Genomic DNA, 23,316 nt, shown 5'->3' with positions numbered 1-23,316 from the left:
GCTCTCGTATTTTATAGGCTGTGCGGTAGTGTTAAACCGGCGCACAAGCCCGTTCCACCCAATATCAGGTGACGCATCAAAATATGATTCGCTTGAGTTTTTAAATATGCAGGATAAGCAAAAGCCATCAATTTAAGTAACAATCACTGCCGTCATCTTATCTTACGGCAGTGATTATAATATTAAACACTTATATAAAATATTTTTATATTTCAGACTTGGTAAAAGAGGCGTATTTATCACGGAACTTCTGCGCAGAACTTGCAGTCATATCCGCATCAATAATCACTGAACCATCTTCTTCATCTATACGGCGAATATTGCTGCCATGGCGATAAATCCAGTCGATAAGGCTGAACTGATCAGGGCGCAGGCCAACCTGCACTTTTTCCATAGCACCGGAAATCCTGCCCTCAATAGTATCGAGCAATATGCGCGTACCCTGCCCGGTCAGAGCAGAGAGCGGAACCGGCCTTGCATCCTCATGGCTGCCGCTGCTCAGATTTTCAGCGCTGTCCTGCATCTCTTCGCTCAGCCGGTCAATCTTGTTCCAAACCTCTATCACCCGCTTGGTATCACCTTTTTTAATACCAAGGCCGGCAAGGATGGCTTCAACATCTTCCGCCTGCGCGGCATTGTCTGGGTCCGACATATCGCGCACATGCACAATAAGATCAGCCTCAACAACCTCTTCCAATGTAGCTTTAAACGCTGCCACCAGATGATGCGGCAGGTTCGAAATAAACCCGACCGTATCAGACAGAATAATCGTATCGCCATGTGGCAGGCGCAACCGGCGCAATGTCGGATCAAGTGTAGCAAACAACATATCTTCAGCCAGCACTTCAGCGCCGGTCAGACGGTTGAACAAGGTTGATTTACCGGCATTGGTATAGCCAACAAGCGCAATCACCGGATGCGGCACCTTGCGGCGTTTTTGCCGGTGCAAATGGCGGGTACGCACCACAGTGTCAAGCTCACGGCGGATACTCAGAATTTTCTCTTGCAGCTGGCGTCGGTCGGCCTCAATCTGGGTTTCACCCGGCCCGCCCATAAAGCCGCCACCACCACGCTGGCGCTCAAGATGCGTCCAGCTGCGAACCAAACGGCCCTTCTGGTAATTCAGATGTGCGAGTTCAACCTGCAGGCTACCTTCACGCGTTTGCGCACGACGGCCGAAAATTTCCAAAATCAGACCGGTACGGTCAATCACCTTGATCTTCCACGCCCGCTCCAGATTGCGTTGCTGAACAGGTGTAAGGGGATGATCTACAATAACCAGATCAATTTCTTCGCGTTCAATACGCTCGGCAATATCCTCAACCTTACCGGCACCCAGCAATGTTGCAGGCCGCGGCTGTGTTGTCTGAACCAGAAAAGCATCAATAATGTCCAGATCAATGGCGCGCGCCAAACCGGCAGCCTCTTCAAGGCGTGCCTCATCACTGCGGCGATATTTAGGACGCTCAGTCTCATCCTGATCAGCTGCACGCGTGTAACGCTCCGGCAGCAAGGGCACGATAACAAACGCGCGCGTATCTTCAACCTTAGTCGTAAACGGCTTTCTGCCGCTTTTTACCGGCGCATCATATGTATCATCATGTTCAGAAACCACAGGCTCATAACCATTGTCAGCTTCAAGATCAGAAGCAGAGGTTAATATTTGAGCGGATGCCGGATCATTTCTTTTTTTCAAACACTTATCCTGTTTATTAGTAAAAGCACTTCAAACGATATTACTTTACCATATGGCATATGCCCATCTGTCTTTATTGCGGGCAAACAATATCTGTAAGTCAGATAATCATTCATCACAGCGACAACAATATCACCGTAAAACAAATATATCCGCAGGCCATTGGCACCGCGGATATAAAAACAGTTTCAAAATTTCAGCACTGCTCCGAAGATAAGGCCTACTCTTCTTCGCCTTCAAACATCTGCACAGGCTGGCTTGGCATAATGGTTGAAATAGCATGTTTATAGACCAGCTGTGAATGTCCGTCGCGGCGCAACAACACGCAAAAATTATCAAAAGAACTGACAATGCCTGTCAGTTTCACACCGTTGATCAAAAAAATCGTCAGCGAGATTTTCTGTTTACGTACAGAATTAAGAAAGAGATCCTGAAGATTTTGCGATCGTTCAGCCATTTTTTTATTCCTTTATTTCGATCCGCAGCCGGCACTACATTATGAGATCAGAAAACCTGCCAATAAAAACATTACCCGACCTCAGGCACGATATTATAAACAGGCACTTTCCGGAAAAACTGCAGGAAATAAATCCTTGCGCTCCAGTTTTATCATCTGCCTCAGTCTGAACACCTGCATTTTGATACAGAATCAATAGTTGCGGGGATAATCCCACATTTTTTAAAGGGTTAACAGGCCGCTATTTTTTGCGCAATGTCAAAATGTTGTGTGTCACCCTATCAGAGCTTAGCAGATACAGGCAATTCACCCGTTGTTTGTAGCATCCCCGTTGTTTGTAGCATCCCCGTTGTTTGTAGCATCCATGTATAAAAGCTGCCCTCACGTACAACCAGCTCTTCAGGACTTTTACGGTGAATGTGAAAACCGATAAAATCCGGATGCTGCAATGGCTCCAGCCCGTATTGCGGATTAAACATGTTCAGACAATCGCGGCCTGTCCAGTAATAGAAATTCTCTTTAGGCGCAGCATCTTCAAAACAGTTATACTTTTTAGCAAGTCTGGAAATACCATCATTGCCAAAAACTGTAATCCCGATCGCTGCCGGTGTTACCGGCTTGCCGGTCAATTTATACCATAAAGGCCGCAGCACACGCCGGCGCAGCCCCAGCCATTTTGGTAGCGGATAATCGCCTGCCATATAGGCATCAAACTCGGCAATAACCGGATGATCTGGTGGAAAATACAACGCCGATACCCCGACACGTTCTTTGTTTTCCCGCGCCAGATAAGGTTTTGAAGCATCCGGATGAAACTGTTTATGCAGATACACATCCGTATCCAGCCACACGCCCTGACTGTGCTTCATCAGATTGATACGAAAAATATCGCTGAACTGAACGATGGTGACATAGTCTTTCAAATCCGGAAAACCCGGATCAAGACGCCGGAATGCCTCGATCGGCAAAATAGCGGCCGCATCATGCTGCTCCACCCCTTCAGGCAGATTTTCAACCGGCTGATAGCTGAAAAGTTTAACCCGCTGCCCTGTATGCACCATAGAAATCAGACACATATGATCCACAGGCCGCAAGCGGGTTCCATACCAGAATGTGCAAATATCCATTTATTTCATTCTCAATAACAGCAATATCTATGTTTCAAACCAAGACATAAAAAGCATAATTAAAAGAAATCGAGACTGACACGGAACATCTGCTCGACATATTTAACCGTATCACTGGTTGCAAACATAACGACACGATCATTGCGGCGAATTTGCAGATCTCCGTGCGGTTTAATCACTTTACCGTCACGATACACAGCTCCAACCCGCAAACCGGCAGGCAGATCAATATTACGCAATGGCGCGCCCACAAGTGGCGAGGTTTCAAGCGCTTCTGCCTCAATAATTTCCGCTTTACCGTCATAAACACTATGCACAGAGCGGATACGGCCGCGCCTCACCTGCTGAAGAATTTTTGAAATTGTCACATTTTTCGGACTGACATAGGAATCAATCCCCACCGTGTGAATAAATTGCTGATAGGCAGAATTATTGATAAGCACCATATTGGACTTACAGCCCAGCCGCTTTGCCATAATGCTCGACAAAATATTGGCCTGATCCTGATTGGTCAGCGCAACCAACAAATCGGCATCCTGAACTTCCGCTTCGCGCAGCAAATCCTGATCCAGCGCACTGCCGTTCAAAACAATCGTTTTATTCAGCTCGTCTGCAACAAAAGCAGCACGTTCACGGTCATGTTCAATGATTTTCAGGCGGGTATGCGCGGGCAGCCGCTCTTCCATTCTCTTAGCAACATAAAGGCCGATATTACCGCCACCAGCAATAATAATCCGTCGCGCTTCCGGCTTGTCATGGCCGAATAATCCGAGTGTACGGCGCACCTGATCGGCTGTTGTTACCACATAGGCAATATCACCGGCGCGCAAATGGTCCTCGGAATGCGGCACAAATAATTTGTCATTGCGCACCACGCCCACCACCGTTGAAGGCAGATCCGGAAACAAATCTGTCAGCTGTTTCAGTGGCGTATCAATGATCGGGCAATCTTCCATACACTCGATAGCAAAAGCGATCACCTTTTCATCGGCAAAACGCAGCACATCGGAAGCGCCTGGCAAGGCTATGCGCCGCAGCACCATATCGCCAACCTCAAGCTCAGGCGAAATCACCACATCGATCGGCATATTATCGCGTGAGAACATCTCCTGATATTGCTTTTGCAAATAGGTCTGCGCACGGATACGGGCAATTTTTGTCGGTACATTAAACAATGAATGGGCAACCTGACAGGCCACCATATTAATCTCATCGTAAAGCGTAACGGCAATAATCATATCCGCTTCATCAGCGCCCGCAGCCTGCAACACATCGGGATGCGAGCCATGGCCAACAAAGCCGCGCACATCCAGAAGATCGCGCACATCATGAATAAGCTTTTCTGACGTATCAATCACTGACACATCATTCTGCTCGGCAGACAGCCGCTCGGCAATACCAAAGCCGACCTGACCGGCGCCGCAGATGATGATGCGCATGATTAAACCCCGAGCGACTTAAGTTTACGGTGCAGCGCAGAACGCTCCATACCCACAAACTCGGCAGTACGGGAGATATTGCCGCTGAAACGGTTGATCTGGGCGACCAGATATTCCTTCTCGAACATTTCACGAGCCTCACGCAAAGGCAGTGCCATAATGTGCTGATCAGAATCCGTTGGTGTGCGCGGCAGCGTATCACCGATTTCTGCTGGCAGGAGATCAGCCGTAACCGGTGAATCCACATCATCACCACGCGCCAAAATCATCAGCCGCTCCACATTATTGCGCAGCTGGCGCACATTGCCGGGCCAGCTATGTGATTGCAAAACCGCCATAGCATCCTCGCTGATGCGACGCGGCTTGATACCGGCCTGCTCGGCAACCTGATTGATGAACAGTGCCACAAGCGACGGAATATCATCACGGCGCTGCGCCAGAGGCGGCACCTGCACCGGCACCACAGCAAGACGGTGAAACAAATCTTCGCGGAACAATCCTTCGGCAATCATACCTTCCAGATTTTGTGCTGTTGAAGAAATAATCCGCACATCAACACGCACGCGTTTGGTGCCGCCAACACGTTCAAACTGCTGATCAACCAACACGCGCAAAATCTTGTTCTGCGTCTCACGCGGCATATCGGCAATTTCATCCAGATAAAGAATGCCGCCATGGGCTTCTTCCAAAGCACCGACTTTGCGTTCTCCGCCATCCATTTCAGTGCCGAACAGCTCGATTTCCATGCGTTCAGGCGTAATTGCAGCCGCATTAACGGTAACAAACGGCCCCTCAGAGCGGCTTGACTGCGCGTGAATTGCGCGCGCAACCATTTCCTTGCCCGAGCCGGAAGGTCCGGTGATCATGATGCGGCTGTTGGTAGGCGCCACACGGTCAATGGTCTGGCGCAACTGGTTCATCGCCAGTGACTGTCCCAGCAGTTCAAAGGTTTCACCAGAGCGTTTACGCAAATTGGAAACTTCGCGCTTGAGGTTTGAAGTTTCAAGCGCCCGCTCTGCAACCAGAATAAGACGGTCAGCCTTGAACGGCTTTTCAATAAAATCATAAGCGCCGCGGCGAATAGCCGAAACCGCAGTTTCAACATTACCGTGACCGGAAATCATCACCACCGGCAAATCTGGATGCAGTTTTTTGATTTCATCAAGCAGTGCCAGCCCGTCAAGGCGGCTGCCTTGTAACCAGATATCCAGAAACACCAGACGCGGCACACGATCATTAATCGCTGCAAGTGCGCTGTCTGAATCAAAAGCCGTACGGGTTTCGTGGCCTTCATCGCTCAAAATACCAGCAACCAGATCACGGATGTCCGTTTCATCATCAACGACGAGAATGTCAGAAGCCATTTAATCCACCTGCCTTGTTATTATTTCCCGCTGCCACACCATCAGATCATTTATATATGATAATGCGCCATCAGGCGTTTTTGTTTCAGCTGCACTGTGATTTATCATGCATGCAGCCCGTTATTATTATCTTTGGCTACCAGATCATCGGCATCTTCCATCTTTGTTGGAAAAATCATCCGGATCATGGCGCCTCTGCCATTATGAAAATCAGCCGGTGCATCATGCAATTCCATATGCCCGCCGTGATCTTCAACAATTTTGCGCACAATAGCGAGACCAAGGCCGGTGCCTTTTTCTCGCGTTGTCATATAAGGCTCAAGCAAACGCTGGCGGTTATCACCGGGCAAACCCTTACCATTATCAATCACTTCAACAATCAGCTGATCATTTTCCTGAAAAGCCTTCAGCAAGATATGACCATGATAATTATCTTCGCCCGATACCGCTTCAATCGCCTCACTGGCGTTTTTGATAATATTGCCAAAGGCCTGCCCAAGTAAACGGCTGTCGAAATGGCCATAGAGCGGCACATCACTGAGCTGTTGCTCAAAACTGATTTCACTCCGGCTGACTTCCACAAGAAATGCGGCTTCTTTAAGAGAATTGCGCAAATCAATGGTTTCCATTTTCGGCTTCGGCATCCGTGCAAAAGACGAAAACTCATCAACCATGCGCCCGATATCACCAACCTGACGAATAATCGTTTCAACACACTGATCAAAGACCTCGCGATCCTCGGTAATCACCTTGCCATAACGGCGACGGATACGCTCGGCAGAAAGCTGGATGGGTGTCAGCGGGTTTTTAATTTCATGGGCAATACGGCGCGCCACATCGGCCCATGCTGTTGAGCGCTGTGCTTGTACCAGATCAGTAATATCATCAATCGTAACAACATAAGACCGCTCGTCGCCCGATGCATCTTCAACCGTGATCTGCACATTGAATGTGCGTGTCAGGCCACCGCGCATCATTGAAACCTGCTCGCGATACACTGCACGGCCTGAACCATGGGCAATCTCAAACACCTGGCCTACTTCCGGCACCAATGCGGAAAGGCTGGTGCCGATCACATCTGTTTCTTCAAGCCCGAACATATGCTCGGCAGAGCGGTTAACAATATTGATCAGCCCCAGTGCATCCACGCCGATAACCGCAGCCGTTACACCAGACAATACGGCTTCAGAGAAGCGACGGCGCTCATCAATCTGGTCTTTTGCAGCAAGCAGATCCGTACGCTGGCTTTTCAGCTCTGCCACCATATTATTAAAAGTACCGGCAAGTGCTCCCAGATCACCATCGCTGGATCGCACCGGCACGGACACCTCAAGATTACCGGCTGCAACCTCATCAGCGGCACCGATCAAAAGACGGATCGGCCGCACCAGCCGGTCAGCAACGGCAATCCCGGTCCAGATCGCTGGCAGCAACACAATCAGCATTAGTCCAAAATAGAGCAGCGCAAAGATAACCTGCGTCGGGATACGGTTTGCCTCCATATCCTGATAGCGCTTGGTATTGGCCTCCATCAAACGCATGGAATTGAGAATTTGCTCGTTAATCGGCCGCACCGTATAAAGATAGGTGTCTGGAATTTCGCGCATTTTGATAATTGCGCCAACGAAATTGCTCACAGGCCCCGGCGGAATAATCACCGGATTACCATCTTGTGCGGTCTGCAATACTTCCATCGGCGGCACTGGCAGGCTGGCACCACCCTGCTCGCTGCGCAGCACAATCGTGCCATCTTCACGCAGCAATTGCGCGCCGAGCAAACCACGCCCCAGCGCCTGCAAGGTCAGCAATTGTACAAAACCGTTGCGGTCTAGACTATATAAAGTGCGCTGCCCGTCGAGATCTTGCAGCATCGAAAATGTCGTGCTTTGCAGGTTGCGCGCAGTATCAGTGATAAAGCCGTCGGCAAGACTGATCGACGAATTGACGATATTGCGGGTATTGGTTTCAAACCAGCGATCAAGACCTAGATTAAGCGTTACCGAAGCCACGATTGCCACCACAATGGCAGGCACAGCAGCAATAAGCGAGAACAGCGCCACAATACGCACATGCAACCGCGCTGCCGCGCGGCCATGACGGCGCGCCTGCGTGATACGCACAATTTCACGGATAATCAGCGCCAGAAGACTGAAGACCAGCACCACATTAATGGTAATCAGGATCAACGTAACATTGCGATCCGGTATAATCGGCGTCACACCGATCATGATCAGAAACGAAATTAACGATGCAACAATCGACAAGACAACAATGATCACCCCCGGAAGAGCAAGCAAACGCCTTTGCCCCCCCTGCGATTCAGGTTTGATCTCACGTAACCATTCAAGCAGACTCGTCTTATCCATTGCGGCAATCTATTATAAACCGTTGCCCTCGCGCAACAGATTGTTGCACATATGCAACGCCATCAATATCAGCCAGATTTTATATAAAACCGGTATGTCTACACGGGTGACTGCCACGCCCTCTATTACCTTAAAAATATTTTGAATTTTGCCATGTCATCATTTCTTCATGAAACTGACATTTGCCCGCAACACAGAACGGCGAAAGCTCCTGCAGTTTTTAAACACAAAAATCTGAGGATTTTCATGTCACGACGTTCTTTCGGCCATACAATGAAATTGCCACTCATTGCCGCCCTTGCCTCGACACTGGCAAGCTCGGTTGCATTTTCCGCATCAGCCGAACCGGTCTTCAACCGTATTGCCAGCTTTGCAGTTACCGACAATCTGCCAAAAGACGCTGATACAACAAAAGCAACATCATCAGAGATCATCACTGTTTCTGAAGATGGTAATACGCTGATTTATTCCGACAGCCCTTATGGCGGCATTGGCTTTGTCGATATTACAGATCCGGCAAACCCAAAAGCCGGCGGCGTGCTTAAAGTTGACGGTGAGCCGACATCGGTGGCCGTTGCAGGCAAACGCGTCTTTGCAGGCGTCAACACCTCTGAGAGCTTTGTCAAACCATCCGGTCGCCTCGATGTGATCGATATCGCATCGCGCAAGGTTGAAGCCAGCTGCGACCTTGGCGGTCAGCCGGATTCCGTTGCAGTGTCACCGGATAAGACATTTCTTGCTGTTGCCATTGAAAATGAACGTGATGAAGATCTCAATGATGGCGAACTCCCGCAGTTGCCAGCCGGTAATCTGGTTATTTTCAACCTCAAGGATGGCACACCGGATTGCAAGACCATGAAAGTGGTCGACATGACCGGTATTGCAGAGATTGCACCGGAAGATCCGGAGCCGGAATTTGTTGCTTTCAATGATAAGAATGAAATCGCTGTGACTTTACAGGAAAACAACCACATCGCCATCGTCGATGCGGCAACCGGTAAAATCACCTCGCATTTTTCAGCGGGCACTGTTGATCTCGACAAGATTGACACCAAAAAAGACGGCCAGATCAAATTCAACGGCGAGATGAAAAATGTTGCCCGCGAGCCTGATACCATCAAATGGATTGGCAATGATCGTCTGCTGACTGCCAATGAAGGCGACTATAAAGGCGGCTCGCGCAGCTTCACGATTTTCAATACCACCGGCAAAGTACTGTATGAAGCCGGTAACACGCTTGAGCACAGAATCGCAGCCCACGGCCATTATCCGGAAAAGCGCAACAAAAAGGGTGTTGAACTGGAAGGTGCGGAAGCCGCGCGTTTTGGTGATACCGATTATTTGTTTATTGCCAGTGAACGCGGCTCCATGCTTGCCGTTTATAAAGATAAAGGCGAAGGCAATGAACCGGAATTTCTACAGCTGTTACCATCCGGCATCGGCCCTGAAGGCGTGCTGGCTATTCCTTCACGCAACCTGCTGGTAACCGCCAATGAAACAGATCTTGGTGAAGATGGCGGTGCGCGCTCTCATGTGATGATTTATCAGATGCAGGATCAACCGGCGCAATATCCGCAGCTGATCTCTGAATCGACCGAGGATGGCACACCAATCGGCTGGGGCGCTTTGTCCGGCATGGTGGCTGATGAAGAAAAAGACGGCATCCTTTATGCGGTTTCAGACAGCGCTTATTATGCTGCACCAACCATTTACACCATTGATGCCAAGCAAACACCTGCCAAAATCACCACGGCACTGCTGGTGAAACGCGGTAAAGATGCAGCACAGAAGCTTGACCTTGAAGGCATAACCACCGACGGTACAGGCGGTTTCTGGCTTGCCAATGAAGGTGATGCTAAAAAGCTCGTTCCACATGCCATCCTCAATGTGAATGCCAACGGCGAGATCAAAAAAGAAATCGCCTTGCCGGCAGAACTGTTAGCGCATCAGACCCGCTTCGGCCTTGAAGGTATCACCCGCACCGGCACCGGCGACGATGAAACCCTATGGATGGCTGTGCAGCGTGAATGGGGCAATGATGACAAAGGCCACGTCAAACTGCTCAGCTACAACATCAAGGATGAAAGCTGGAAAGCCGTTTTTTATCCGCTCGACAGTAAAGAAAAAGGCTGGGTTGGCCTGTCAGAGATCACTGCCTATGATGGTCAGCTCTATATTATCGAGCGCGATAATCTGATCGGCAAAGAAGCTGTCAATAAGCGTTTATACAAAGTGGCTATGGCAGATTTGAAACCTGTAAAGCTTGACGAAAAGCTGAATATTGTCACCAAAACACTTGTGCATGATTTCATTCCTGACCTCAAGAAACTCAACGGTTTTGTGCCGGATAAGGTTGAAGGCTTTGCCATTGATAAAAACGGCATTGGCTATGTTGTAACCGATAATGATGGTGTTGATGGCTCCAGTGGTGAAACCCAGTTTTTCACAATCGGCAAGGTTAGTGATTTAAAACCATAATACGCCTCCCAAGCGTAACGAAAAAGCCGCGTTGCAAAACGCGGCTTTTCTAGTTTTTATCTCATGGGATTTTAGGCAAAAAACAGACCAAAACCTTGTAGCAACCGGCGTATTGCATAATCCGGCTTACCGGATGTAAACACCGCCAGATCATCATGATGATGCAAAATCTTATCTTTATGCTCCGGCAGCAATGAAAGCATGCGTCGCGCAATGGCTTCCGCCGGATCAAGCCAATCAACCGGCCACGGCGCTAAGCGGCGGAATACATTGGCCAGAAACGGATAATGCGTGCAGGCCAGCACCACAATATCGGTACGCTTGCCATCAACCTCTACAAAACAAGGCATGATCTGCTCAAGTACAAGCGCATCATCAATCTGCTCGCCGCGAATATGTGCTTCTGCCAGGGTTGCAAGCTTGTCTGCACCGACAAGACGCACATGGCATTGCGAGGCGAAAGACTGAATAAGATCACGCGTATAGGCGCGCTTAACTGTGCCGGGTGTGGCGAGCACTGAAACAAGCCCCGAACGGGTACGCTCCGCTGCCGGCTTGATAGCCGGAACCGTGCCAACAAACGGCGTATCGGCAAAGGCCTGCCGCAAGTCATCCAGCACCAGAGTAGATGCAGTGTTGCAGGCGATTACGCATAGCTGTGGCTGATAACGCCGGATCAGCTCTGCAAACAGGCTGACAATACGATCCCGTAAAGCCTGCTCTTCCCATGAGCCATAGGGAAAACCCGCATCATCGGCCACATAGATAAAATGGCGCTCCGGCATCAACACCCGCGCTTCGCGCAAAACCGTCAGGCCGCCAATACCGCTGTCGAAAACGATCACCGGTGCATCGGTCTTATTGGTAATATGCGTATCCGTATAATGCTCGAAATGATGCATATGCTTACCTCAGTGTAATCTTAGTCCTGCGGCGGTTCATTATCGGCAGTGTTTTCTGCATCTGGCGCAGAAGTATGAACTCTGGCCCGCCCTTCCGGTGCGCCTGCTCCACGCGGGTTTTTCGGCGAGAAATAATCCAGTGACGTCAGCACACCACGCAACAACCGAACTTCAGGTTCGGCAAAACCCGGCCGTGTCAGCACAGCACGAAGATTATTGACCATCACTTCTTTGCGCGCTTCAGGCCGGAAATATCCGCGTGTATCCAGAGCTTCCTCCAAATGATTGAAGAAACCGTGTAGATACTCTTTATTGGCAGGCTCAAGCTCCGGCCCGCGAAAAACCGTATCGGTTTCATGCTCCAGACCGGATTTCATCCACTCATAAGACATCAGCAGCACAGCTTGTGCGATATTGAGCGAGGCAAAGGCCGGATTAACCGGAAAAGTCACCAATTCATCAGCAAGGCTGACTTCATCATTTTTGAGCCCCACCCGCTCACGACCAAACATAATGCCGGTTTTTTCACCGCTTTTAAATTTGTGACGCAGAATTCTTCCGGCCTCAACCGGCCCGCGTACCTGCTTGAAACCATCTCGCTCACGGGCGGTGGTCGCATAAACAAAACTCAAATCTGCGAGTGCTGAGGGCAAATCATCATAAAGCACAGCACCATCAATAATATGATCGGCTTTACTGGCTGCCGAACGCGCTTTATCGCTCGGAAATGCCTCACGCGGATTAACCAGACGCAGCTCGCCCAAACCGAAATTGGCCATGGCACGCGCCACCATGCCGATATTTTCCGGCAATTGCGGTTCTACCAGAATGATTGCTGGGCCTTCATTCATCATCGTGCGCTGTTTATCTGTACCGGCCATAATCTTCTCAAAACCATTATCTTACGCGCAAAGCTGCTGATTACAGCTGCGCTTTTCACACTTCCCTTACAGAGAGAATGGCAAAATTTCAAATCATCCACGAAAATTGCACACATAATCACCACATACCCCGCCCTCGTCACACGATCGTGATGATCAAAAACTAGTTTTTGAAATAACAAACAACTGCATAGATTAAGAGAATTTCATATTCCTATTCGTTCAGGGCCGTTTGGACTTTGCGTGTGGCGCAAGCAGTGCTATAGGGGCACAACTCATGAAGGAGAGCTGTTAATGGCAAAGATTAAAGTTGCTAATCCTGTCGTCGAACTCGACGGCGACGAGATGACCCGCATCATCTGGCAGTTTATTAAAGACAAACTCATCCATCCATATCTCGACATTGATCTGAAATATTACGATCTGTCTGTTGAATATCGTGATGAAACCAATGATCAGGTTACCATTGATGCAGCCAATGCCATCAAGGAACACGGCGTAGGCGTTAAATGCGCTACCATCACCCCTGATGAAGGCCGCGTTGAAGAATTTGGCCTCAAGAAGATGTGGAAGTCGCCAAACGGCACCATCCGCAACATTCTTGGCGGCGTAATTTTCCGCGAGCCAATTATCTGCAAAAACGTACCGCGTCTGGTACCGGGCTGGACACAGCCAATCATCGTTGGCCGCCATGCTTTTGGTGATCAGTACCGCGCGACTGATTTCAAATTCCCGGGCAAAGGCAAGCTGTCGATCAAATTTGTTGGTGAAGACGGCGAAACCATTGAACATGAAGTCTATGATGCTCCGTCTTCAGGCGTTGCCATGGCCATGTACAATGTGGACGAATCAATCCGTGAATTTGCCCGTGCATCGCTTAATTACGGCTTGCAGCGCAACTATCCGGTTTATCTTTCGACCAAAAACACCATTCTCAAAGCCTATGACGGCCGCTTCAAAGATATTTTTGAAGAAGTGTTTCAGGCTGAATTTGCTGAGAAGTTCAAAGAAGCCAAAATCTGGTACGAACATCGCCTGATCGACGACATGGTTGCCTCTGCTCTTAAGTGGTCCGGCGGTTATGTCTGGGCTTGTAAGAACTATGATGGTGACGTGCAGTCCGACATCGTGGCACAGGGCTTTGGCTCGCTTGGCCTGATGACCTCGGTTCTGATGACTCCGGATGGCAAGACAGTTGAAGCTGAAGCCGCGCACGGCACAGTGACCCGTCACTACCGTCAGCATCAGAAGGGCGAAGAAACTTCGACCAACTCAATCGCTTCGATCTTTGCATGGACCCGTGGTCTGGCGCACCGCGCCAAGCTCGATGACAATGCCGAATTGAAGCGCTTTGCTGATACGCTGGAAAAAGTTTGCGTGGATACCGTTGAATCCGGCTACATGACCAAAGATCTGGCTCTGCTGATCGGTCCGGATCAGCCTTGGCTGTCAACAACAGGCTTCCTCGACAAGATCGACGAAAACCTGCAGAAAGCTATGGCAGTATAATAAGCACCATAATCAAAGAAAAGCCCCGTTTATCGGGGCTTTTTTATTTCACTTATATATCCTAGATGCGACGGTTTGCATTAAATCAACGAGACAAACCAAAGAATATTAATAAGTAAACTTACATATATTTAGCAAAATAAAATTTCTAAAGGAGCCCATAATATGGACATTATACAAATTTTGCTACAGTCCTCAGCACTCAGACCGCCAAATTTACACTCATCATTGCTTAAAGCCATTTGGCTAAAAACGAGAGTTGAGCACAGTGCAGAAACAAATAGTAATTATATTTTGCTTTACGATTAAATAGCATTTAATATATTCCTACTAAATACAGTAAAACACAAGCTAAAATACAGCAACACCAGAAAACAAGCAACAATAAAATATAAAATCAATCACACATACAAGAAATTCATTGTAACTATACATTTAAAAATAAGTATAATGAAAAAATCAATTCACATACATTGATAAATGTATTATTTAAATACACAATTTCCAAAATCAATGACCTTATGATTAAATTTCAGCAGCAAAATCCAGGCATTCATATAATAAGGCAAACAAAAAAGGGCACCAAAGGCGCCCTTTTAAAACTGTTATAAGCAGATGATTATCAGTTGCCAGCTTTGGCTTTTTCCTGCTCTGCCTTCATCTTGGCTTCAAACTCTTTCTGGCGCTTTTGAACTGCATCCTGCAGTTCTTTCTGACGCTGTTCCAATTCGTTCTGCTGCAAGCCCTTGCCTGTCAACGCATCGGAGAAGCCGGTAAGCTGAACAGTAATCGGATTTGGCTTGTTCTGGAAGTTAACCGAAGTCAGAGTGAGCTTGCCGCCTTTTTTGAGTGCATTGACCATTTCATCTGTCAAAGGCGCTTCAGCAATACAACGATCCGGGAAGCAAATACCATAATCAACTTTGGTAGTTTTGCTTGCATCAATCTGCATTCCAATGCCTGCTGGAATCAAACGACCGGTCGGAACTGAAACCTGAAAAATTTTACGGTTAATTTTGCCTTTGATCTCGATCAGGTTGATCGCGGTCAAAAGCTGGCCGGAATCAGCAGTAACAATATTCTGCGTATTGCAAATATCATTGTCTTCCTGCTTCGAGCAGACCTTGAACCATCCCTGCGGCGGCAGCTGTTGAGCTGTGGCCGGAAGGGTCGCGGTTGCAAGCAGGGCAACAGCGCCGGCAAATGCGGATGCGGCAGCGAATGTCTTCGTGCTGGTCATGATCAACAGGTTCCTTTCAACACTCTGATCTGATTTCTATCATCAGCCGGTATGTGTGAACAAGCGGCTTGTATTCTTGTACGGATCAGCAAGTGAACCGAATTCACCAACATGACTGCGGATGAAATAAGGCAACAGCGTGACCCCGTGTTAACTGCGGTGTTACACTGCCTGAATGACTGAATCCAGTGCCGTTTTGTTAACCATAGTTTTTTAGCGTCGAAATGCGCTATAAAAACAACGCAACCCCGCCCCGGCGGTTAAACCAGACAAAATCTGCATCAAAATTATGCGCAAGGAATTTCAAAGGCTTTACTCATATTCCGGTTAAATATCGGCTCTATGATAACGACAACTACGAATCACATATATGTATCTGCCGATACATTAGGTTTGTAAGCCCAGAACACACTGATTATATTAATTAAAACCTAGCTAAATCCTGTCAGACTTAGCGTAGTCTATAAATTTACCGGATAGTGATTTTACAATGCTCCAAAAGTCCGCGCCTCTCCCGCACACCATCAACAGGCGTCATCTGCTTGCCATGCTGGGAAGCTCTGTTCTCACAGCAACATCAGTCACGCCTTTTACCGCTATTCAAGCACAGGCACAAAACACAAGCCCCCCATCCTTATCGGGCGCAGATCAACCATCACCACCAATCGCACATGCACTCTCCATGCATGGCGATATCGCTTTGGCGCCTGATTTTAAAAGCTTTCCCTATGCCAATCCGCTGGCGCCCAAAGGTGGTAATATCACCTATGGTGTGGTTGGCACTTTCGACAGCCTTAATCCGTTTGTTTTACAAAGTATGCGCACCACTGCACGCGGTATGTTTAATGACAGCGATTTTGGTAATCTGATGTTTGAAACCCTGATGCAGCGATCCGCCGATGAGCCGTTTACGCTCTATGGTTTGCTGGCTGAATCCATTCAAACCGATGAGCAACGTAGTTTTATTGAATTTACCCTCAACCCGAACGCCAGATGGTCGGATGGCGTGCCGGTTACTACCGATGACGTGATTTTCACCTATCAGATCCTGACCGAAAAAGGTCGCCCGCCTTACAATTCGCGCATGAAGAGCATTGCGAAAATTGAAAAAACCGGTGATCGCAGTATTCGTTTTACCTTCAATGAACAAGCGAACCGTGAGTTTCCTCTCCTGTTGGCTGCAACCATGCCGGTCTTGCCAAAACATGCGACTGATCCTGAGACCTTCGGCAAGGCATCGCTGAAATCCCCAATTGCCAGTGGCCCTTATACGGTTAAATTGGTGAAACCGGGCGAGCGGATTACCTATCAGCGCAATCCTGATTATTGGGCAAAAGACCTGCCTAGCCGCACAGGTTTCAGCAATTTCGACACCATTACTATTGAATATTTTCGTAATGAAACATCGCAGTTTGAAGCCTTTAAAAAAGGCCTGCTTGATGTGTTTGTGGAAGGCTTTCAGGTGGCAATCGGCTCTCCGGCACATTGGGAGACCGCTTATCAGTTTCCGGCAGTGCTGAATGGTGAGATTGTAAAAAAAACCTTCAAACGCCAGACACCGGCAACTATGTTCGGCTTTGTTTTTAATACGCGCCGTGAAAAATTTGCCGATGTGCGGGTACGCCGCGCTTTGTCAGAGCTGTTTGATTTTGAGTGGATCAACCGCACTTTGTTTTCTGACCAATATTTACGCATTGGCAGTTTCTGGCAAGGCTCGCAGCTCTCCGCTATGGGGCACGCTGCCAGTGAGGGTGAGATGCAATTGCTGGCACCTTATATGCAGCAGCTTCTGCCAGAGATTATTGACGGCACATGGCAGCCGGCAAAAACTGATGGTACCGGCAATGACCGAGCACCAGCTAAAAAAGCCTATGAATTGCTGGTTGAGGCCGGCTACAGCTTCAACAATGGTGTAGCTACAACGCCGCAGGGCAATGTGCTGAGTTTTGAGATCATGACGCGCTCTGTTGATGAAGAAAAACTGGCACTGTCTTATAAGCGCAATCTGGCGCGCTTGGGTATTATTGCTGAAATTCGTAGTGCAGATGATGCGCAATATCAGCAGCGGCTGCAAAACTTTGATTATGATATGATTGTCGGCGCGCTCACCGCCTCGCTTTCACCCGGCAATGAGCAGTGGAACCGCTGGGGCACCGCCTCGCGTGATGCATCGGGCAGCTTTAACTATCCGGGTGCGCAAGACCCCGCGCTGGATGCAATGATCGATGCCATGCTGGCAGCCAAAGACCGCCAGTCTTTCACCGATACAGTCCGAGCCTTTGACCGGCTGTTGATTTCTGGCAGCTATTATCTGCCGCTTTATTACCTGCCCGAGCAGCGGGTTGCGACATGGTCACATATCAAATTTCCGGAAAAAACCTCGCTTTCCGGTGTGCAATTTCCTACATGTTGGGCAGAAACAGCTCAAAAACCGTAAAATTCTATGATTGGCTCCTCTATGACCACAAAACTGATCACCATTGATGTTATCTCCGATGTCGTTTGCCCTTGGTGCTTTCTTGGCCGTCAGCGCCTCAAAGCAGCGCTGGCAATGCTACCGGAACTGAATGTTGAAGTGCGCTGGCGTCCGTTTCAGCTTGATCCCTCTTTGCCGAAACAAGGCAAAGAGCGTAAGCGCTATCTGGTTGAAAAGCTGGGTTCGCAGAGCCGTGTGAATGAAGCCCATGATCAGTTGATGGCGCTTGGCAAAGAAGCAGATATTGAGTTCGATTTTGATGCGATTGAAGTTGCACCCAACACACTTGATGCCCACCGCCTGATCCATTGGGCCGGTGAGATCAGCGCTGAAGTGCAGGATCGTGTTGTAGGTGAATTATTCTCCATGTATTTTGAACAGGGCTTGGACATTGGCAGCCATGAAATTCTGGTTGAAGCCGCTGAAGATACCGGGATGGAATATACCATAATCGAAACACTGCTTGCTGATGATACGGATAAGCAGACCGTGCAGACGCAAATCGAAACCGCTTCACAAATGGGCGTTACCGGTGTGCCGTGCTTTATCATTGATCAAAAATATGCGGTGATGGGCGCACAAAGCGCTGAGGCACTGGCCGATGCAATTGCCCAGATTGCTGATGGTTTTGAACCGGGTGTCAGTGAAGATCGCTAAATCCTGCATCATACCACAGTCATAGTACTGTAGTTTAAACGCTCTGATACATAATCAGGGCGTTTTTTCGTCTTCCTTACCTTTCTAACTGCTTCTGCCCTTTCCTAGTTCTGCCCTATCTTAGTTCTGCCCTATCTTAGTTCTGCCCTTTCCTAGTTCTGAAAGACAAGACTGATGACCAATCCTGACAAAGCCGCAATATTTAATCGCACGAATGCCGAATATTGGGAGGCCAATGCCGAGGTCTGGACAAAGCACAGCCGCGCCGGTTTCGATATTTATCGTGATGCATTGCATACACCCGCTTTTCTCACGATGCTGCCTGATATTGCAGGATTGAAAGGCATTGATATTGGTTGCGGTGAAGGCTCCAATACCCGCTGGCTTGCCCGTAAAGGCGCACAAATGACAGGCATTGATTTAGCGCCGTCATTTATCCGGCATGCCACAGAATATGAAACTGGATGTGAGGCTAAGAAGTCGTTGGGCATTCACTATCAGGTCGCTGATGCGTTACATCTGCCAGTTAATGATGCGGAATTCGATTTTGCCAGCGCTTTCATGTCGATGATGGATATGCCGCAGCAAGCCGATGTGCTGAAAGAAGTGTATCGTGTTTTAAAACCGCAGGGGTTTTTTCAGTTTACAATTCTGCATCCGTGTTTTGTGCCGCCGTTTCGACAGAATATCCGCGATCAGAACGGTAATGTAACCGCAGTGCAGGTAAGTGATTATTTCGCCAATATTGATGGTCGTGTGGAAACTTGGTGGTTTTCCACGGTTCCGCAACACGAGCGCGACCAGACGCAGCCTTTTAACATTCAGCGTTTTCACCGCACATTGAGCGAATGGATCAGTTTTATCGTCAACGCCGGTTTTGTTATTGAAGCAAGTGTTGAGCCAATGGCTTCAGAAGCACTCGCAGCACATGAACCGGTGGTTGCAGACACACGCGTGACGCCGATTGCATGGATTGTGCGCGTTCGCAAACCTTAAACGTAAAACACACACAGCCCGCCAAATCACCGTTCCGGCAGGCTAGAGCAGTTTCAGGAAAAGTGGGAACCGGTTTTCCGTCCGAAACTGCGTTTAAACAAACAGATAGAGCGGTTTTCCTGCTTCAATAAAAAATAAAACCGCTCTATGCTTGTGTTTTATGCAGGCATCTTATGCTTCGGCAATTTTTGCCAGCTGGGTCATGATCACCGCCGCGCCGGTCAGGCGTTTTTCTGCAGTCGGATAATCACGGATAAACACAATGCTCTGATCCGGCCTGATTTTTGCCAATGAGCCCTGCGCGGCAATCATTTGCACCAGACCCGCCGGATTAGGGAAAGTCTTATCGCGGAACTGCACAACAATGCCCTTAGGCCCAGCATCCAGCTTCTCAACATTAGCTTTACGGCACAGCGATTTGATAAACACGATCTTGAGCAGATGTTTCACTTCTTCGGGCAGCGCACCAAACCGGTCGATCAGCTCGGCACCAAAGCCGTCAATCTCCTGCGTGGTATCAAGATCAGCCAAACGACGATACAGCCCCAGACGCAATTGCAGATCCGGCACATAGCTCTCCGGTATCATCACTGCCGTGCCAACAGCAATCTGTGGTGACCAATGGCTATCCACCACGGGCCCTTCAGTTTTCAGTTCTGCAACTGCCTCTTCCAGCATCTGCTGATAAAGCTCGAAGCCAACCTCTTTAATATGGCCCGATTGCTCATCGCCCAGCAGATTACCCGCCCCGCGAATATCCATATCATGGCTGGCGAGCTGGAAACCAGCGCCCAGAGTATCCAGCGATTGCAGAACTTTAAGGCGGCGCTCGGCAGTCTGTGTCAAAGTTTTGCCAGCAGGCAGAGTAAACAATGCGAAAGCACGCTGTTTGGAGCGCCCCACCCGTCCGCGCAACTGATAGAGCTGCGCAAGGCCGAACATATCGGCACGATGCACAATCATCGTATTGGCTGTCGGAATATCGAGACCCGATTCAACAATAGTGGTCGAGAGCAGCACATCATATTGCCCGTCATAAAAAGCATTCATAATGTCTTCCAGCTCGCTTGCCGGCATTTGCCCGTAAGCCACAGCCACTTTAAGCTCCGGCACATGGCTATCCAGAAACTCTTTAATCTCAGCAAGATCGGAAATACGCGGACAAACATAGAAGCTCTGGCCACCCCGATAGCGCTCGCGCATCAAGGTTTCGCGGATAACCAGCGCGTCAAATGGCGAGATAAAGGTGCGCACGGCCATGCGATCCACCGGCGGCGTGGTAATCAGCGACAATTCACGCACCCCTGTGAGCGCCAGTTGCAACGTGCGCGGAATAGGCGTTGCAGTCAGCGTTAACACATGAATGTCTGACTTCAGGTCTTTCAGGCGCTCTTTATGCTTAACGCCGAAATGCTGTTCTTCATCGATAATCAGCAGGCCGAGATTTTTGAACTTGATGGAATTGCCAAGCAGCGCATGGGTGCCTACCACAATATCCACCTGCCCCTCTTCAACTCCCTTTTTGGTCAGTGCCAGCTCCTTGGCGCCTACCAGCCGTGACGCATGGCCGATATTGATCGGCAAGCCGTTAAAGCGCGTAGAGAAGGTCTTGTAATGCTGGCGAGACAACAGCGTGGTTGGTACCACGACAGCCACCTGATAGCCGTTCAGCGCCGCAACAAAGGCTGCACGCAGCGCAACTTCAGTCTTACCAAAGCCCACATCACCGCAAACCAGCCGATCCATCGGTTTTCCATCACCCAGATCATCAAAAATAGCATCAATAGCGCGTTGCTGATCTTCTGTTTCATCATAAGGAAAGCGCGCTGCAAATTCCGCATAAATACCTTCCGGCGGTATCAATACCGGCGCACCGCGCATAGCGCGCTCCGCAGCAATACGGATCAGGTGCCCTGCCATTTCCAGCAATTGCTTTTTAAGCTTAGCCTTACGGGCCTGCCATGCACCACCACCAAGCTTATCCAGAACTGCCGATGAGCCTTCCGACCCATAGCGCGACAACAATTCGATATTTTCAACCGGCAGGAACAACCGGTCATCACCGGCATAATGCAGCTCAAGGCAATCATGCGGCGCACCGGCGGCAGTGATCGTGCGCAGACCAATAAACTTACCAATACCGTGATCGACATGCACCACAATATCACCGGCAGTCAGGCTGCTGGCTTCCGATATGAAGTCTGCATCGCGCTTACGTTTTTTAGTCCGGCGTATCAGCCGGTCACCGAGAATATCCTGCTCGGCCACCACCACAAGATCACCGGCATCAAAGCCGCTCTCCACAGCCAGCACCGTCGCGGTGATCTTGTCACGCGACAATGCTTTAACTGTGCGCAGGTCTTTAACGGTTTCGATCTTTTCCAGACCATGCTCATCAAGCACCTGCAACAGCCGGTCAAGTGAACCTTCCGTCCATGCGGCGATCATAATCTTTTTGCCGGTTGCACGCAGCTCGGCGATATATTTGGTCACCGCTTCAAACAGGTTTACATCTTTGGCCGCACGCTCTTCAGCAAAGTTACGGCCTTTATGTGCTTGCGCGTGAATAATATGGCGGGAACTGCTGTCCGGAGCCTCAAAAGGGGTCAGATCATAGCGCTTACCATTAGCCAGTGCTGCCTCTTCAACGTTTTTAAGCGACATATACAGCTGGCTTGGTGCGACAGGCTTATAAGGAATGGCATCTGCCGCCTCTTTGCCCTCTGACTGCTTCTGGCGGGCTTCATAATGATCAAGCACCAGCTTATGGCGCTCGGATATCGCTTCTGGCACCAGATGATCAAAAACCACCGGCATAGACCCGGTATGATCAAACAGGGTTTCCAGCCCGTCATAGAACATCGGCAGCCAATGCTCCATACCGGCAAAGCGGCGTCCTTCAGAGATTGCTGCATAGAGCGCGTCATCACGCGAGGGTGCACCAAAGGCCGCAATATAGTTTTTACGAAAACGGCTGATCACTTCCGGTGTCAGCGTAATTTCACTCATCGGCTGGAGGGTAAACTCCTTGCGCGATTCCGTGGAGCGCTGCGAGGCCGGATCAAAGGCACGGATACTCTCCAGCGTATCCCCAAAAAAGTCGAGGCGCAGCGGCTCTTCCGTACCCGGTACAAACACATCCAAAATACCACCGCGCACGGCAAACTCGCCCACATCGCGCACAGTCGGCACCCGCTCAAAACCATTGCGTTCAAGGCGCTGGGTCAAAGCATCCATATTCACGCGGTTACCGGGCTTGGCGGCAAAGCCCTGCTCTGCCAGCGCCGAGCGTGGCGGCAGTTTTTGCAGTGCCGCATTGGCAGTGGCAATGATCAATGCTGGGTGTTTATGTTCGCGTAATGCACTGAGATGGCTCAGCGCACTCAGCCGTTTGGCTGAAACTGTGGCGCCGGGCGAAACACGATCATAAGGCAGACAATCCCATGCTGGTATATGCAGCACCGGCAGATCAGGCATAATAAAGCCGATCACCTGCTCAATATCGGCTACACGCTGCCCGTCACGGGCAATGAACAGCACCGGCCCTTTATCACCCGCCTCTTCCAGAATTTTAGCCAGAACAAAAGCTTCATAGCCATCAGCTACCCCGTCAATCAGAACATGATCGACAAGAACTGGTTTCAGACCAAGTTTGGAAAATACGGGCATCGCGCTACAATCTATAAATTCTGGCTCTAAATTCTGGCTTTAAATTCTGGCTCTGTGTG

Annotated in this window: 15 protein-coding genes; 5 read left to right on the top strand and 10 right to left on the bottom strand. The window is 49.3% G+C overall.

All coding sequences use genetic code 11. The annotated features are described in order from the left end of the window. Window positions 1-205: 205 nt before the first annotated feature. From hflX to MP213Fo_RS13995, 6 genes are all read right to left on the bottom strand, one after another. Window positions 206-1,615, bottom strand: coding sequence for a GTPase HflX (gene hflX / locus MP213Fo_RS14020; protein WP_421091164.1), 1,410 nt, complete (start codon window positions 1,613-1,615; stop codon window positions 206-208). A 301-nt stretch (window positions 1,616-1,916) separates the two neighbouring features. Next, window positions 1,917-2,153, bottom strand: a complete 237-nt coding sequence (gene hfq / locus MP213Fo_RS14015) for an RNA chaperone Hfq (RefSeq protein ID WP_421089572.1) — start codon at window positions 2,151-2,153, stop codon at window positions 1,917-1,919. 281 nt (window positions 2,154-2,434) lie between these two features. Then, window positions 2,435-3,280, bottom strand: coding sequence for a hypothetical protein (locus MP213Fo_RS14010; protein ID WP_421089571.1), 846 nt, complete (start codon window positions 3,278-3,280; stop codon window positions 2,435-2,437). A 59-nt stretch (window positions 3,281-3,339) separates the two neighbouring features. Beyond that, window positions 3,340-4,719 (bottom strand): Trk system potassium transporter TrkA, encoded by a 1,380-nt coding sequence (trkA, locus tag MP213Fo_RS14005; RefSeq protein ID WP_421089570.1) that lies wholly within the window; start codon window positions 4,717-4,719, stop codon window positions 3,340-3,342. A gap of 2 nt (window positions 4,720-4,721) precedes the next feature. After that, window positions 4,722-6,083 (bottom strand): sigma-54-dependent transcriptional regulator, encoded by a 1,362-nt coding sequence (locus tag MP213Fo_RS14000; RefSeq protein ID WP_421089569.1) that lies wholly within the window; start codon window positions 6,081-6,083, stop codon window positions 4,722-4,724. 104 nt (window positions 6,084-6,187) lie between these two features. Further along, entirely contained in the window at window positions 6,188-8,449 is a 2,262-nt protein-coding gene (locus MP213Fo_RS13995) for an ATP-binding protein (RefSeq protein WP_421089568.1), read from the bottom strand. Window positions 8,450-8,722: 273 nt separating this feature from the next. Here MP213Fo_RS13995 and MP213Fo_RS13990 point away from each other — a divergent pair, with 273 nt between their 5' ends. Then, entirely contained in the window at window positions 8,723-10,927 is a 2,205-nt protein-coding gene (locus MP213Fo_RS13990; RefSeq protein ID WP_421091163.1) for an esterase-like activity of phytase family protein, read from the top strand. A gap of 71 nt (window positions 10,928-10,998) precedes the next feature. On the opposite strand, the gene murI is transcribed toward MP213Fo_RS13990, so the two are convergent. Together murI and MP213Fo_RS13980 are read right to left on the bottom strand one after the other, a co-directional pair. After that, window positions 10,999-11,829, bottom strand: coding sequence for a glutamate racemase (gene murI / locus MP213Fo_RS13985; RefSeq protein WP_421089567.1), 831 nt, complete (start codon window positions 11,827-11,829; stop codon window positions 10,999-11,001). A 20-nt stretch (window positions 11,830-11,849) separates the two neighbouring features. Continuing rightward, window positions 11,850-12,710, bottom strand: a complete 861-nt coding sequence (locus MP213Fo_RS13980; RefSeq protein WP_421089566.1) for an RNA methyltransferase — start codon at window positions 12,708-12,710, stop codon at window positions 11,850-11,852. Window positions 12,711-13,004: 294 nt separating this feature from the next. Between MP213Fo_RS13980 and MP213Fo_RS13975 the strand changes: the two genes are divergently transcribed. After that, window positions 13,005-14,219, top strand: coding sequence for an NADP-dependent isocitrate dehydrogenase (locus tag MP213Fo_RS13975; protein ID WP_421089565.1), 1,215 nt, complete (start codon window positions 13,005-13,007; stop codon window positions 14,217-14,219). A gap of 622 nt (window positions 14,220-14,841) precedes the next feature. On the opposite strand, the gene MP213Fo_RS13970 is transcribed toward MP213Fo_RS13975, so the two are convergent. Beyond that, window positions 14,842-15,459 (bottom strand): invasion associated locus B family protein, encoded by a 618-nt coding sequence (locus tag MP213Fo_RS13970; protein WP_421089564.1) that lies wholly within the window; start codon window positions 15,457-15,459, stop codon window positions 14,842-14,844. Between the two features lie 547 nt (window positions 15,460-16,006). Between MP213Fo_RS13970 and MP213Fo_RS13965 the strand changes: the two genes are divergently transcribed. The 3 genes from MP213Fo_RS13965 (at window position 16,007) to MP213Fo_RS13955 (ending at window position 19,588) form a co-directional block, all read left to right on the top strand. After that, a complete protein-coding gene (locus tag MP213Fo_RS13965) occupies window positions 16,007-17,896 on the top strand; it encodes an extracellular solute-binding protein (RefSeq protein ID WP_421089563.1) in 1,890 nt (629 codons plus the stop codon). A gap of 21 nt (window positions 17,897-17,917) precedes the next feature. After that, a complete protein-coding gene (locus MP213Fo_RS13960) occupies window positions 17,918-18,592 on the top strand; it encodes a DsbA family oxidoreductase (protein WP_421089562.1) in 675 nt (224 codons plus the stop codon). A 174-nt stretch (window positions 18,593-18,766) separates the two neighbouring features. After that, entirely contained in the window at window positions 18,767-19,588 is an 822-nt protein-coding gene (locus MP213Fo_RS13955) for a class I SAM-dependent methyltransferase (RefSeq protein WP_421089561.1), read from the top strand. A gap of 171 nt (window positions 19,589-19,759) precedes the next feature. On the opposite strand, the gene mfd is transcribed toward MP213Fo_RS13955, so the two are convergent. Continuing rightward, window positions 19,760-23,257, bottom strand: a complete 3,498-nt coding sequence (gene mfd / locus MP213Fo_RS13950) for a transcription-repair coupling factor (protein ID WP_421089560.1) — start codon at window positions 23,255-23,257, stop codon at window positions 19,760-19,762. Between the last annotated feature and the right edge of the window lie 59 nt (window positions 23,258-23,316).

The sequence above is a fragment of the Pseudochrobactrum mosebachae genome (genome assembly GCF_048914685.1).
Taxonomy (GTDB): Bacteria; Pseudomonadota; Alphaproteobacteria; order Rhizobiales; family Rhizobiaceae; genus Pseudochrobactrum.
This window is presented reverse-complemented; position numbering and strand designations above follow the sequence as displayed.

What these genes read in the sequence shown, in the direction of transcription:
- trkA (WP_421089570.1), bottom strand. Translation starts at nt 4,719, where the DNA reads ATGCGCATCATCATCTGCGGCGCCGGTCAGGTCGGCTTTGGTATTGCC.
- MP213Fo_RS13980 (WP_421089566.1), bottom strand. Translation starts at nt 12,710, where the DNA reads ATGGCCGGTACAGATAAACAGCGCACGATGATGAATGAAGGCCCAGCA.
- MP213Fo_RS13970 (WP_421089564.1), bottom strand. Translation starts at nt 15,459, where the DNA reads ATGACCAGCACGAAGACATTCGCTGCCGCATCCGCATTTGCCGGCGCT.
- MP213Fo_RS13990 (WP_421091163.1), top strand. Translation starts at nt 8,723, where the DNA reads ATGAAATTGCCACTCATTGCCGCCCTTGCCTCGACACTGGCAAGCTCG.
- MP213Fo_RS13995 (WP_421089568.1), bottom strand. Translation starts at nt 8,449, where the DNA reads ATGGATAAGACGAGTCTGCTTGAATGGTTACGTGAGATCAAACCTGAA.
- mfd (WP_421089560.1), bottom strand. Translation starts at nt 23,257, where the DNA reads ATGCCCGTATTTTCCAAACTTGGTCTGAAACCAGTTCTTGTCGATCAT.
- hfq (WP_421089572.1), bottom strand. Translation starts at nt 2,153, where the DNA reads ATGGCTGAACGATCGCAAAATCTTCAGGATCTCTTTCTTAATTCTGTA.
- MP213Fo_RS13965 (WP_421089563.1), top strand. Translation starts at nt 16,007, where the DNA reads ATGCTGGGAAGCTCTGTTCTCACAGCAACATCAGTCACGCCTTTTACC.
- MP213Fo_RS13960 (WP_421089562.1), top strand. Translation starts at nt 17,918, where the DNA reads ATGACCACAAAACTGATCACCATTGATGTTATCTCCGATGTCGTTTGC.
- MP213Fo_RS13955 (WP_421089561.1), top strand. Translation starts at nt 18,767, where the DNA reads ATGACCAATCCTGACAAAGCCGCAATATTTAATCGCACGAATGCCGAA.
- MP213Fo_RS13975 (WP_421089565.1), top strand. Translation starts at nt 13,005, where the DNA reads ATGGCAAAGATTAAAGTTGCTAATCCTGTCGTCGAACTCGACGGCGAC.
- MP213Fo_RS14010 (WP_421089571.1), bottom strand. Translation starts at nt 3,280, where the DNA reads ATGGATATTTGCACATTCTGGTATGGAACCCGCTTGCGGCCTGTGGAT.
- murI (WP_421089567.1), bottom strand. Translation starts at nt 11,829, where the DNA reads ATGCATCATTTCGAGCATTATACGGATACGCATATTACCAATAAGACC.
- MP213Fo_RS14000 (WP_421089569.1), bottom strand. Translation starts at nt 6,083, where the DNA reads ATGGCTTCTGACATTCTCGTCGTTGATGATGAAACGGACATCCGTGAT.